This is a genomic window from Limosilactobacillus portuensis (assembly GCF_028607025.1).
Taxonomy (GTDB): Bacteria; Bacillota; Bacilli; order Lactobacillales; family Lactobacillaceae; genus Limosilactobacillus; species Limosilactobacillus portuensis.
Window position 1 is genome coordinate 588,367 of record NZ_CP117296.1, and the last position, 12,913, is coordinate 601,279.

Sequence of the window (12,913 nt, forward strand, 5' to 3'; positions counted from 1 at the left end):
ATGAAATACTATATTTATCAAGGAACAGGAACGGACGGTGAACTGACGAAGATTGCCGAAGTTGAGGACAAGAAAGAATACACCGTTACTGGTTTAACAGCTAACTCAACTTATCGCTTCGCTGTAAGTTCCTATAATGGTTTGCGAGAAAGTGCTAAGTCGAACGTGATCACGGTTAAGACCAGTGCTATTCCGGTTCAAAGTATTACCTTGGCAATTGATAAGACAGCACTTGAAGTTGGTGGAACCGCTAAGGTTACCGTTACGATTACCCAAGCTAATGAAACTGACGGTGCAGCAGTATTGACCTCATCAAACCCGCAAGTGGCAACGGTTGATGGTGCGGGGAACGTCAAAGCAATTGCTCCGGGGACAGCTACGATCACCGCAAAGATTGGCGAAAAGGTTTCTAACGTGATTAGCTTGACGGTTTATGAAGCGCTGGTTAACGTGACCAACTTAGCGGCAACTAACGTAACACCAAACTAGCTTGATTTAAGTTGGGACTGATGATGAATGCAGTATCGAATCCGAAACGGTGATCAATTAATTGGCACGGTGAACAACAAGCAGTATCAAGTAACGGGATTAACTCCCAACACTGCTTATAACTTGTCAGTGGCGTCCTTTAACGGCTTCCGTGAAAGTCCAAGGACGAGCTTGACAGTTAAAACTCGAGGAATCCAAGTTAAGGTGCCAGTTAGCTTAACTACTGGAGCAACGGTGTCGTTAGTCTATCTTGAATATGCCTTGGGATTAGTCCCGATTGGGACGGAACCCAAGGGCATGTTTGGTGGTGGTAATCGACAAATTATCCCAGCCAAAGTGGTTAGCTCGACTAACGGTATAAGCACGGTTGAAATTACCAACAGTTTTAACTTGATGAGCGATGGCTTAACAATGAAACAACTACCAGACAAGAGCTTTGGAGTCTTTGAAGGCTACAAGGCTCTTTACTATAAGGGAAAGGAATGATAATTAATGGCAATAACAGCAAAAGATATTGCAAGCATCTTTACTGGTATGGACTTAGGTGCAGAAAAGATTGCTGAAAACTTTAACAAACTACTTGAAGAGAATATTGGTCAAGATAAACAATTAGGCACGCTGAATACTAATACACTGCAAGTTGGTAACTTTATCGGGAAAGATAATTCTGATCTTAATAATGTCAGTGGGGGAGTGCATGGCTTTGGCTTTTGGGATGATAGCAAGGTGCCAGCGAATAGCACTTGGCCTAAAACAATGCAAAACTGCATTGGATGGGGCTGGCTTATCCATCTGGGAACCGGCGATAACTGTAAAGTACAGTTAATCTGTTGTACTGGTGGCTGGATGTTCATGCGAATCTATGCGGGCACTGCATGGGATAAATGGACAATAGTACAAACTAAGTACGAACAATAAAGGGGAGGTGAAATCGGATGAAAGCATTCATGTATGATCAACATTACGGGTATCTATTAGCTGAAATTGAAGTCGTTGATGCCAATAATTTACCGCCATATACGACAACGGTAGCGCCAGATCCAACTAAGAGCTATCAAAAGTTTAATAGTACTGAGTGGGTTGGCGGAATGGACGATGCAACATTCCAACAACAAGTAGCGGCATCAATCGCCCAGCAACAAGCTAACATTAAACCAAGTGAAAGTGCACAGGCTATGAATACCCTTGGTTTACAAGTTGCGTCATTAACAGCTGAAAATAAGCAATTAAAGCAGTCAATTAATCAGCTAGGCTTGCAGTTAGCACAGTTAACCATGAAAGATAAGAAAGAAAATGGAGGTAACTAATTATGGATTGGATGGAATTTGTTAAAACGATGTTTATCCTAGGTAATGTAGTAACAGGGTATGTTAATGTGGTAATCACACCAGAACAGTACAAGCAAATTACTGGTAAGGATTACGTGGCACCAGCTACGGTTGCCTAGATAGTAAATTAGATAGCTAGATATAGTTGATATATAGCTAACACATAGTCGCCGAAGAAATACACAATACATAAATAAGCCTCGCTGTTGATACAACGGGGCTTTTGTTATGGGCGGCTATAAAAAGAAAAAGCGCTAATCCGAATCGGAGAATTAGCACTTTCTATATGTTTGTTGTAGTTACCTTTGGGAAGGATAACTATGCGACCTCAAAGGGCCAATAAATAATGTGTCTTTAATAAGACAAATTCATTATATCATTAATTAGATAAAGTTTAAACTAAAAAAGGCGCTTATTAAGCGCCCACAACCGGTTCGACTTAAGTAACCAACTGAAGTCGTTTTGCACTCCGGCCATTCATTATCGTAACTGTATTATAACATAGTTTTTCTATGGTACAATAGTTAGGCACTTCGAGGTCACCAACCTCAAAATGTAAGTGCAATTGGGGGTGTACCCCATGAGCCATTTTTGGCTGTTCATTATCGTAGTGCCTAGTAAGCACGTTAAAAAATTAGTTAAGGCCTTAATCAAGTTGATTATTGGCCGAGTTGGTTAAAACCCGGCGGCGCTTATCTTCGGATAGGCGCTTTTTTGTACCTAAAATTTGGAGGTGAGCATGAAATGGGTTGGATTACACCTCATTCATTGTTTAGTTTAAGTTGGGACGAGTGGGGATCGATAGCTGCAATTTTGATAGTGATAGTAGGGATTATTCGATGGGTAATCAAGAAGCTCGATATTGAGCTTTTTGGCCCGATTAGACGAAAACTAAGTGACGTTAACGACAATTTAACTGAATTTAATCGTCGTCAGGCAAAGGCAGAAGCACGATTGGAAAATGGTGATAAGAAGTTTATTCGACATGATGAAGAACTAAAAGATCATGAACGAAGAATCACTAGTTTGGAGGAACGAAGATGAATGAAATTATTAATGCAATTCCGGAATATGTAATTACAGCGGTTGTTTCGACCGCTATTTTTTATCTCATGAATGCAGGGAAGAACTTACTACACAGCAAGGTTCAACATGCCAAAACTACTCAATCAAAAGAGCTGTGGAGCTTCATTGAACAGGTTGCTAATACGGCAGTCAACTCCTTAGTAAGTAAGGACATTACTGGTGATGCTAAGTTCGCCCAAGCAACGGCAATTGTACAAGATGCACTTGCCAAGCAGGGCTTTACTAACGTTGATGTCAAAGCAATTGAATCAGCGGTGCAGTCAGCTTATGAGAAATCGCCTTTAACATCGCTCACATTTGTAAAGCCAAATTCGGACGCTTTGGGACAAAAAGCACATGCTAGTGTCCCAGATGGTAGTGTAAAGGCAATTGACCCTAAGGAGGTAAAGTAGTATGCGTAACCCATTTATTGATGTTTCAAGTTACCAACCTGATACGGTAGCATTCTTTCAGGCAGCTAAGAATCAAGGAGCACAAGGAGTCGTTGTAAAGCTAACTGAAGGTAGTGAAGATGGTTCTAATTATATTAACCCACGAGCAGCAGCACAAATTCGCAATGCCCTAGCAGTAGGCTTACGGGTAACTTGCTATCACTTTGCTCGCTACACTTCAATTCCCGATGCACAGAATGAAGCACGATTCTTTGTCAAAGTTGCTCGGCAGTTTGGCATGTATGACGATACGCTGATGATTGATGATGCGGAGGTCAATTCAGCAAGTGACTATCAAGGGGCTACCTTAGCCTTTCTTCAAGAAGTAGAAGCGCTTGGTTATAAGAGCACCGGTGTCTACTCAATGCGGAGTTTCTTTACTGATGGAATCTTAAACAGTCACGGCTTTGGCAACCGGAAGAAGTGGGTAGCTGGCTATGGAGTTACTTCACTCGGAATTGATAATGCGAACGCTTGGCAATATACCGATCACGGAATCATGGGGATTGACACCAGTCTTGATTTTGATGGCGCCTTTACTACTGGAGAAGCAAGCGGTAGTGTACCAAGTAACCCCGTGCCAGCACCGCAACCAACAGAACATGTTGGTCAACCGGCTACTGGTACTTATATTGTGCAATCAGGCGACACTCTGAGTGGAATTGCTGAAAAGTACGATACAACTTGGCAAAACTTAGCGGCAATTAACAGCTTGGGTAATCCTAATCTACTTCAAGTAGGTCAAGTATTGAAAGTGACGGGCAATGCATCACCGCAAAACACTTACTACGTGCAATCAGGCGATACTTTGTCCGCCATTGCTTCTAAGTTTGGTACCACAGTATCGAGCTTGGTCAGCCTTAATCATATTGCTAATCCCAATGTTATTTATGTTGGTCAAAAGATTATTATTGCTGGTAATGGGCAATCTAATGCCTATACTGTACAAAGTGGTGATACCTTATCAGGAATCGCTTCAGCTAACGGGACAACTTGGCAAGCATTAGCAGGTAAGAATCACATCGCTAATCCGAATATGATTTTTGTTGGTCAAACAATTCAACTATAAAGATTAATCCCTAGTGGTAGTTGCATAATGCAATTGCTACTAGGGATTTTTTGTGCTTTATAACCGTTTATACACGTTGACACATTGATGATACAAGTATATACTAAACAATGTGAGTATGCGTAACAGACGTCTACTTTCAAAGGAGGACTATAAATTGGTACAGGTACTTAAGCTAGGCAAGTGGGGTAATTCCAATGCTATTCGTCTTCCTAAGGGAATGTTAGAAAAAGTAGGAATTACTCCCACCGATCAAGAAGTTTCGGTTGATGTGACAACTGATTCTATCGTTATAAAGCCTAAAAAAGAAGAAAAAATGATTAATAAGTTGTTTGAGAACTATGACAGTAGTAAGCCTTATCCATTTGAAACGGTGGATAAGGGCGGTGCTGTTGGCGAAGAACTATATTAAATATTATTTGTGCGAGCGAATTAAGTAGCGTCTTAACACGAAAATATTTAATTATTGGAGGTAATGTGTATGGCATTATCCGAATTACCCTATGGACGGGGAGATATTATTTTGGTGTCAAACGACCCAAAGCCAGAGGATACTAACGAACAAAAGGGGACTCGTCCTTGGCTGATTGTTAGTCAGAAGGAAGTTAATGAACATAGCCCATTTGCTTGGGGTATTCCATTTACGAGAACCGACAGGAGTTATTACCCTCTGGCATTTGATTGGACTCACGAGGGACCAGCCACAAAAACAATGGGAACCTTACTGTGTGATCAAATAGCAGCACTTGATGTAAGAAAAAGAAAGTGTAGACTATTAGAACATACAGAGGTTCCCTCAAGGGTTGATGATTTAATTCAAGCCGTTTTGGGGTATAAATAAAAAATCCATCAGGGATAACTGATGGCAATGACGATATACTAGACTTGACAGTTAAAGTATATCGTCTTTTTTTATTTCCGTAAAGCGAACAGCAGTTTATGGTAAAATATACATATGGATCTTGAAGTACAAAAGGATAAGAATTAACCAGCTTATCTGCTTGTATTCTTCTAGGGAGTCTTCACATTGAAGACTCTTTTTTTGTTATCAGTGCAAAATTACATTAAATTGCACCGATAATAATATGCTATACTGATTTAAATTTAACGATGGGTCCTATTTAGGTCCCACTTACAATCTAAAGTATTGATAAATCAACGATTGCAAACACATATTACTGCCTGTTTGGGCATTCTATATAACCTGTAATTACTGTTATATCAGTGATTTGAGCCTTGAATATACATCTTTTGTATATTCGGGGTTCTTTTTTATATTTTTAAGGCATTCCTCAATTTGTTTCTCAACTTTATTCTGATACTCATCTACTAGGCAAGAGTATACTTTGGATATAGTGCAACTATGAGGGCACTTCTGTATTACTACAGCTAGTTTTTTAATTTAATAATGAACAGAAAGAGGACTATCAGTTGAAGAAAATCTTACTTTTTGACGTTAATCTACTGATAGGTTATCATTTCAAATTTTGACTTTGAAATGATTGGGCCATCGTCCTAAGGTTGTGATACAATACCATGAGTAATATTATAGCGTGATTAACAAAGCGAGGAGAAAATGAAACGCGTTAACCTTTTTAAACGTTGGAAAATTGCTCTAGTGACTATTATTACCAAATTACTAACCTTTCATGCAGCTTTTGCCTCAATGGGGTCAACTGGTGGAGGGGGCAGTTCATCTAGCGGTGGTGGAAGCTCATCAAGCGGCAGCAGTATTATAAGCAGTGGGCATAGTGGTTCCGGAGATAGCTTTAGGGCATTCTTGTTTGTCCTGTTTTTCTGTGGGTTATATGTTCTTAGCTTTGTCAGTAAAATGTCAGTGCGACTTTACCGGAGAACTCGTGATATCGCGGAAGTTAATGGCTTGGCTAGCTGGATGCTAATTCCTAATATGAAGATTAAGGACTTTAAACAAGGACTCAAGAGAGCTAAGATTCGCTTAGAAAATGATGCTGTTGATGATCAATTAGCACAGATCTTAGTCGAGACATATGCTTGGGCACAATTTATTTATGGCCAGTCGATTCGTCGGTGCTTTGCTGATAGCAGTAATTATTTGGATCAGTTGAAATCACAACTGGGACGAGTTTTCCTGTCAACAATGCATGATGAAATTATTGCCAAGGCATCGAACGGGATTATTGATGACGTGCTGGTTAGCCATGGGAGGGTCGTATCAGCTCAGAAAATTTCTCCTGACCTAATTATTGCAAAGGTTCAAGTAAGCGGGATCGATAGTGAAGTGAATGTTATTTCTGATTTTAATTCGTCATTTAAACGGCAACAGTGGACAGATTATGTTGTCTTTGGGCGAAAACAAGGAAGTGTACAGTGGAGGATTTATAACATCGTTTATGGTGCCCACTTCCACCTGAATGGAGAAGACTTTAATCATCAACAGAGCCTTGATATCAGTGGGTACACCGAAGAACATTTGGAAGTTTCGCCAGAGTTGGTTAAGTCAGCTGAAGCCTATAAGAAGCGTTTCAATCAGCGTAAAAATGTGAAAGCGGTGGTCCGTTGGGTAGGGTTCGTTCTAGGATTACTGTTTGTTAATCATATTTTAGGTTAAGTAAATGGCACTATGAAGCCTACTATTTCAGGATTGGTAGTGCCATTTTAGGAAGGAGTGTCAGTATGAAAGCCTTATCGATTCGGTCGGATTACGCTGCTGAAATCATGAATGGGACAAAAACTGAAGAATACCGTTCATGGTCAACTAAGTATCGGGGAGACTTGTTGATCTGCAACACTGCCAAGAAGATTCGTGGCTTCGTGCCTGGGTATGCTCTCTGTGTTGCTAAAATTGTTGGCATTGAGCAACGGCAGGATCAGGATGGTTCTTATTATGCTTGGAAGATCGCTCCGTTTGCGAAAAATGGATCGTATTGGATTAAACCAATTAAAGTTAAGGGGCAATTGCGATTATTTAATATTGATGATCACCTGATTGAACGGGCCCCATTTACAGATATTCATAGTAAGACAGCAATGGAATGGATTAACAAGGTAATTGCACCGCTTCGTTATTAGGAGGAGATTCAATTGCAGTTTGTTGTTGCTAGTCATAATCACGATAAAATTAAAGAACTTCAACAGATTTTTCGTGTTTGTAATAATGAAGTAATTCCATATACGGACTTGCTCTCTAAAATAAAATTCCCTCCAGAGGGGAACTATTCATATGAAGAAAATGCTAGTGATAAAGCACTCTTTATTAGTAAGCTGCTTCCTGATAAATTAGTCATTGCAGATGATTCAGGGCTACTGCTTACAGCTAGACCTAAAATTCTTGGAGTGAGGACAGCACGTGATCTTACAAATTACCCCACGCCCCAACAGTATGCACAGCACATTATTCGTCTTGTTCAAGGAAGAGACCGCAAATTTATCATGCAGACGAGTATTGCATGTGCTCATCAAGGAAAAATTATTAAAGTCGTTGATGGTACATTAAAGGGACAAATTGCAAGCACTGAACGCGGAATTAATGGCGAAGGATTTAGCAGAATTCTTATTCCACGTGGCTTAACTAAAACATTAGCTCAGATGACATTTGAAGAAAGCTATCCGTACTTAACTCGGGCGCGGGCTACTGAAAAATTAATCAGATTCTTAAAAGAAAATCACGATTAATGCCAAACAAAGGTTAATAATCATCCCCACAAGAACTAATCTTGAATGACGAGGATTACCAAATGTTACAATTTTCTCACGGAAAGCATTCGCAGTAAGAATGAAGAGGATGATAGAAATGACCAGCCAAATAAGATTGACGAGGAGACTAGTCTTCCAGGTGAGAAACAGTTGAACTATCTGGCAGGTTAAGAGAATAAAGAAGAAGCAACGGGTAATAATTAACCAATTACTAACGTGCTTTTCCATTTTAGCGTGGAGACCAGCAGTAGAAGAAATAAATAAAATAACAATTGCAAATAAAATTAGAAGATTTAGCATCGGAAAACTCCTTTCAGAATCTGATTTTATCACTGATAAGAATTTATGGTCCTTAAGAGAGACACTTTACTTGAAAAAATGTTAGAAAAAGTGTATTGTACATTATTGTGTTTACTAGAATAATGAAGAGGTGATAGCCTGTGGCTGATTTTGAAATTGGTGATCTTGTTAAGGCAAAGAAATTTGGCCCGATGGATCATGACTTTACCGGAATCGTTGAAAAAGTCTACAATAATTCTATTATGATTTCGATTCAAGACTTTGATCCTAGCGATAAGAATGGGGTTAATGAATTAAACAGTCGTGCTGTTATTCGGCAAAGTGAAGCCAAGATGATTAAGGCTGTTCCACGTACTGAAAAAGCTGACGATGAAGGCGAAGATGGTGACGAAAAGCCTTCTGAGTCATCCGCTGATTCAAAGACAACAAAAAAATCATCAAAAAAGGCTGACAAATAGTTGGATTAGCGATATACTTACTAAGTAATTGCTATTACTTAGTTTATGCGGGTATAGTTTAGTGGTAAAACTTAACCTTCCCAAGGTTGCGTCGCGAGTTCGATTCTCGTTACCCGCTTATAGAAAAAGGCAAGGAAAACATTTTGTTTTTCCTTGTCTTTTTCATTTCTACTAAATTTCTTTCAGGACTGCGGAGAGCTGTTCTGCAGAGGTATGCATTTTAGCTAATTCAGTTGGTGATAACTGGTATTCAATTACCTGACCGATCCCCTGACGGTTAATGATTGCAGGTGAACCAAGGTAAAGATCATTAATCCCATATTGGCCGGTGAGAGGAGCAGAGACGGGGATTACAGTATTTTGGTTTTCAATAATTGCACAGACAATTGATGATAAGCACTTAGCAACACCGTAGAAAGTTGCTCCCTTATGCTGGATAATTTTTGCACCAGCTCGACGAACCTGTTCCTCAATTTCATCCTTTTCTTCCGGTGTGAGTTGAATGATTTTATTTAACGGTTGTCCATTAATCATTGCCTCGTCAAAAGTGACGAATGAAGAATCGCCATGTTCACCAAGGACTTGTGCATCGACTGCATTAACTGAAATATTTAATCGCTGACTAAGAATCAACCGTAACCGCATTGTATCGAGTGAAGTTCCCGTACCAATTACCCGCTCTTTTGGGAACCCAGAAATTTGCTGAGTTAGAGTGGTTAGAAGGTCAACCGGATTGCTAGAGATTACAAAAACCCCTTTAAAGCCACTGGCAATGATCGGTTTAATGATCTCCTTAAGAATCTTAACATTTTTATGAATGAGATCTAGACGACTTTCGCCAGGTTTTCGCGGTACACCAGCGGTAATAACCACGACATCAGCATCATGAGCATCTTCATAATTGCCAGCAAAAACGTCTGTAGGCCCGGTTAGCGGGGTGATATCAGCAAGATCGAGAGCATCACCAACCGCCTTATCATGTTGACGAGTTACGATAACTAGTTCGTCGACTTCACGATTTGATTGGAGAAGGGAAAAAGCAAATGCAGAACCAACCGCACCATCCCCAACTAAGACTACTTTATGACGATAGTGATTAATCATTATAATTCCTTCTTTTTTAATTCACGTTCTGCTGCCCAGTGGTTAATTGGTCCAAATTTATGACCAACCTCCAGTGGATGAGAAATAGCAGCATAAACAGCATCCTTAGCACGAGTAACGGCATTCTTCACGTCCGTGCCCTTAGCTAATTCAGCAGCGATGATAGCCGAAAAAGTATCTCCAGTTCCGTTAACGTGAGTCGTATCGAAGAATGGCTTAGTTAGTTCAAACCGCGAGCCGTCTTCCAACAGGACTACATCAACTACTTCCTTTTGAGTTGGATCATTGTGTTCGCCTTTAATGACAACGTTTTTTGCTCCCATCTCATGAAGCTTGACTGCTGCATCGAACATTTCTTGGGTATTTTTTAACTGTAGTCCGGTTAATTTTTGTGCTTCGTAGAAGTTGGGTGTAATCACAGTTGCTAAGGGAACAATTCGTTCACGGAATAATTCGTATGCTGATTGTTCAAGAAGCATTGCCCCGTGTTTGGTAATAATTACAGGATCAACCACTAGTGGACCAAAATCAACCTTAGCATATTGATCAGCAACGACATTAATTACATCATCATTAGCAAGCATTCCCGTTTTTGCAGCAGAAATCTTGAAATCAGTAGATAATGTCTTAAATTGCTGTTCAATATAATCCTTTGGCATTACTTGTGCCGCGTCAATCCCATAAGAGTTCCCGGAAACAGCAGCGGTAAGGAGTCCGTGACCATAAACACCATCTACAAAAAATGCGTGGAGATCAGCTGGCATTCCTGCACTACCGTCTGAGTCATGACCAGCAATTGTTACTGCTTGTACTTGTTGATTAATCATGTCTATCAGCAACCTTTCTTTAACGTGTTGGGAAAATTGTAACATAAAAGGATTAATAATGATTCAATAAAAATGCTGTTAGAAACGAAATACTAAAAGAAAAGTGGACGGAGATGACAAAGCAAATCGAAAAATCTTGTTTACAAATAAATGGAATATGATAAACTAGACAAGAAACCGATGATTGAGGAGTAGTAATAAGGTACGGTTGATTAGCGATCCTGTGATGGTGGAAGTCAGGAAGCTTAACCTTATGAAAGCGTGCCCCATAGGTAAAGCTTAATAAATGAGTGGAATTCTAATTCAATTAGAGTGGTACCGCGGGTAAATCTCGTCTCTAGTAAATCCTTGTTATTTACTAGAGACTTTTTGTATAGGAGAAATTAATTTATGGATGAAAAGTTACAAGTAGCGAATGCTCTAGCTGTTGCACTGCCAGATTTAGAGCTAAACGAAATTGAAGAAAAGATTGAACGGCCAAAAGATTCAAACAATGGTGATTACGCCTTTCCAACATTCTTCTTAGCTAAGAGCTTACATAAAGCTCCACAAATGATTGCTAGTGAATTAATTGAAAAGATTGACCAAACTGGTTTTGATAAGGTGGTTGTAGCTGGTCCATACATTAACTTTTTCCTTGATAAAGCCAATGTTGGTGCTGGCGTGTTAAAGACCATTTTAAATGATCCAGAGCACTATGGTGAAAGTGATCTTGGTCACAAAGCTAATGTAACAATCGATTATTCATCACCTAATATTGCTAAGCCAATGGGGATGGGTCACCTTCGTTCGACTATGATCGGTGAAGCAATTGCCCGGATTCTTGAAAAAGTTAACTACAACTTAATTCGGATTGACTACCTTGGTGATTGGGGAACTCAATTCGGTAAGATGATGGCTGCCTACAAAATGTGGGGCGATAGTCAAGAAGTTCAAGACGGCCTGAAGAGTGATCCGATTAATACGCTGCTTCAACTTTACGTTCGGATTAACACTGAAGCAGATGAACATCCAGAATATACTGATGCAGGTCGGGAATGGTTTGCTAAGCTAGAACACGGTGATGAAGAAGCTTGGCGTCTCTGGCACTGGTTCCGGGAAATCTCTTTGGAACGGTTCCAACGGGTTTACGACATGTTAGATGTCAAGTTTGACTCATTTAATGGTGAAGCATTCTCAGCACAAAAGATGGAAGAACCAATTCAACTCCTTCGTGATAAGGGATTGTTAAAGAAGAGCCGTGGTGCCGAGATTGTTGATCTTGAACAATTCAACTTGCCACCATTGCTGATTATTAAGAGTAACGGAACTACCACCTACATTACCCGTGATTTAGCCACTGCTTTATTCCGGAAGCGGATGTATGGTCATGCTAAGTCCCTTTACGTTGTCGGTGCTGAACAAGAAGTTTACTTTAAGCAATTGCGGATGGCATTAAAGGAACTTGGCTTTAACTGGTGGGATCAAATTGAACATATTTCCTTTGGTTTAATGAACTTAAATGGTCAAAAGATGTCAACGCGGAAGGGAAATGTTGTTTCTCTTGAAGATGTTCTTAACGATTCCGTTGATCTTGCCCGGAAGCAAATTGCAGAAAAGAACTCTGATCTAAAGAATGCTGACGAGGTTGCAAAGCAAGTTGGTATTGGGGCCGTAATTTTCCACGATTTGAAGAATTACCGGCGGAATGCAGTTAACTTTAAGCTTGAAGATGTTGTTAAGTTTGAAGGGGAAACCGGTCCTTACGTTCAATATGCACGGGCCCGGGCTGAGAGCATTTTGCGGAAGGGCGGCATTCGTGACTTTAGCGATGTTGACTTAACTCAAGTTGGTGATGGTGCTTGGGAATTAATTAGCTTCTTAGGTCAATATGGTGAAGCTGTCAAGCGGGCCGCACTTAACTATGATCCATCAGTAGTTGCAAAGTATGCATTGGAACTTGCCAAGAAGTTTAATCAATACTATGCTCATAACCGGATCCTAAATGATGATCCACAACAACCGGCACGGTTAGCATTGACTCAAGCTGTTAGTCATGTTTTGAAGTCCGCATTGGCTCTTCTTGATGTTAAGGCTCCAGATGAAATGTAAGAGAAAAATTTTTAACTAAAAGGAAATCGAGAATATCTCGGCTTCCTTTTATTAT

The 12,913-nt window shown here is 40.0% G+C and carries 18 protein-coding genes and 1 tRNA gene; 16 read left to right on the forward strand and 3 right to left on the reverse strand.

Going from position 1 to position 12,913, the window contains the following annotated elements; all coding sequences use genetic code 11:
* The 13 genes from PRK60_RS02920 (at position 1) to PRK60_RS02980 (ending at position 8,057) form a co-directional block, all read left to right on the forward strand.
* Complete coding sequence (locus tag PRK60_RS02920; RefSeq protein WP_273646293.1) at positions 1-489, forward strand: Ig-like domain-containing protein; 489 nt, start codon at positions 1-3, stop codon at positions 487-489.
* Between the two features lie 27 nt (positions 490-516).
* The gene (locus tag PRK60_RS02925; RefSeq protein WP_273646294.1) at positions 517-975 is read left to right on the forward strand and encodes a fibronectin type III domain-containing protein; all 459 of its coding nucleotides are present in this window, start codon (positions 517-519) and stop codon (positions 973-975) included.
* 6 nt (positions 976-981) lie between these two features.
* Positions 982-1,407 carry a hypothetical protein gene (locus PRK60_RS02930; protein ID WP_273646295.1) on the forward strand — a complete coding sequence of 142 codons (426 nt, stop codon included), beginning with the start codon at positions 982-984 and terminating at the stop codon, positions 1,405-1,407.
* A 17-nt stretch (positions 1,408-1,424) separates the two neighbouring features.
* Positions 1,425-1,796: a hypothetical protein gene (locus PRK60_RS02935; protein WP_273646296.1), complete on the forward strand. Its 372-nt coding sequence runs from the start codon at positions 1,425-1,427 to the stop codon at positions 1,794-1,796.
* Between the two features lie 2 nt (positions 1,797-1,798).
* Positions 1,799-1,936, forward strand: a complete 138-nt coding sequence (locus PRK60_RS02940; protein ID WP_235980952.1) for an XkdX family protein — start codon at positions 1,799-1,801, stop codon at positions 1,934-1,936.
* 625 nt (positions 1,937-2,561) lie between these two features.
* Positions 2,562-2,861: a hypothetical protein gene (locus PRK60_RS02945; RefSeq protein ID WP_102168910.1), complete on the forward strand. Its 300-nt coding sequence runs from the start codon at positions 2,562-2,564 to the stop codon at positions 2,859-2,861.
* A complete protein-coding gene (locus PRK60_RS02950; protein ID WP_269296135.1) occupies positions 2,858-3,295 on the forward strand; it encodes a phage holin, LLH family in 438 nt (145 codons plus the stop codon). The genes PRK60_RS02945 and PRK60_RS02950 overlap by 4 nt, the downstream gene beginning before the upstream one ends.
* A gap of 1 nt (position 3,296) precedes the next feature.
* Entirely contained in the window at positions 3,297-4,403 is a 1,107-nt protein-coding gene (locus tag PRK60_RS02955) for a LysM peptidoglycan-binding domain-containing protein (RefSeq protein ID WP_273646297.1), read from the forward strand.
* A gap of 157 nt (positions 4,404-4,560) precedes the next feature.
* Positions 4,561-4,815, forward strand: a complete 255-nt coding sequence (locus tag PRK60_RS02960; RefSeq protein ID WP_164476893.1) for an AbrB/MazE/SpoVT family DNA-binding domain-containing protein — start codon at positions 4,561-4,563, stop codon at positions 4,813-4,815.
* A 69-nt stretch (positions 4,816-4,884) separates the two neighbouring features.
* Positions 4,885-5,244 (forward strand): type II toxin-antitoxin system PemK/MazF family toxin, encoded by a 360-nt coding sequence (locus tag PRK60_RS02965; protein ID WP_273646298.1) that lies wholly within the window; start codon positions 4,885-4,887, stop codon positions 5,242-5,244.
* A gap of 735 nt (positions 5,245-5,979) precedes the next feature.
* Positions 5,980-6,993 carry a hypothetical protein gene (locus tag PRK60_RS02970; protein WP_273646299.1) on the forward strand — a complete coding sequence of 338 codons (1,014 nt, stop codon included), beginning with the start codon at positions 5,980-5,982 and terminating at the stop codon, positions 6,991-6,993.
* A 65-nt stretch (positions 6,994-7,058) separates the two neighbouring features.
* Positions 7,059-7,454, forward strand: a complete 396-nt coding sequence (locus PRK60_RS02975) for an ASCH domain-containing protein (protein ID WP_102169122.1) — start codon at positions 7,059-7,061, stop codon at positions 7,452-7,454.
* A 12-nt stretch (positions 7,455-7,466) separates the two neighbouring features.
* Positions 7,467-8,057, forward strand: coding sequence for a non-canonical purine NTP pyrophosphatase (locus PRK60_RS02980; RefSeq protein ID WP_178695881.1), 591 nt, complete (start codon positions 7,467-7,469; stop codon positions 8,055-8,057).
* On the opposite strand, the gene PRK60_RS02985 is transcribed toward PRK60_RS02980, so the two are convergent.
* A complete protein-coding gene (locus tag PRK60_RS02985; protein WP_102169124.1) occupies positions 8,037-8,378 on the reverse strand; it encodes a hypothetical protein in 342 nt (113 codons plus the stop codon). The genes PRK60_RS02980 and PRK60_RS02985 overlap by 21 nt on opposite strands.
* A 140-nt stretch (positions 8,379-8,518) precedes the next feature.
* Here PRK60_RS02985 and PRK60_RS02990 point away from each other — a divergent pair, with 140 nt between their 5' ends.
* Complete coding sequence (locus PRK60_RS02990) at positions 8,519-8,836, forward strand: hypothetical protein (protein ID WP_102169125.1); 318 nt, start codon at positions 8,519-8,521, stop codon at positions 8,834-8,836.
* Positions 8,837-8,883: 47 nt separating this feature from the next.
* Positions 8,884-8,954 (forward strand) — tRNA-Gly (locus PRK60_RS02995).
* A gap of 53 nt (positions 8,955-9,007) precedes the next feature.
* Here the strand turns inward: PRK60_RS02995 and PRK60_RS03000 are convergent.
* Together PRK60_RS03000 and thiD are read right to left on the reverse strand one after the other, a co-directional pair.
* Positions 9,008-9,940, reverse strand: a complete 933-nt coding sequence (locus PRK60_RS03000; RefSeq protein WP_102169126.1) for an L-lactate dehydrogenase — start codon at positions 9,938-9,940, stop codon at positions 9,008-9,010.
* Complete coding sequence (gene thiD / locus PRK60_RS03005; protein WP_273646300.1) at positions 9,940-10,767, reverse strand: bifunctional hydroxymethylpyrimidine kinase/phosphomethylpyrimidine kinase; 828 nt, start codon at positions 10,765-10,767, stop codon at positions 9,940-9,942. Before thiD ends, PRK60_RS03000 begins: the two co-directional genes overlap by 1 nt.
* 390 nt (positions 10,768-11,157) lie before the next feature.
* On the opposite strand from thiD, the gene argS reads away from it, so the two are divergent.
* Positions 11,158-12,858 (forward strand): arginine--tRNA ligase, encoded by a 1,701-nt coding sequence (gene argS / locus PRK60_RS03010; RefSeq protein WP_273646301.1) that lies wholly within the window; start codon positions 11,158-11,160, stop codon positions 12,856-12,858.
* Positions 12,859-12,913 lie beyond the last annotated feature (55 nt).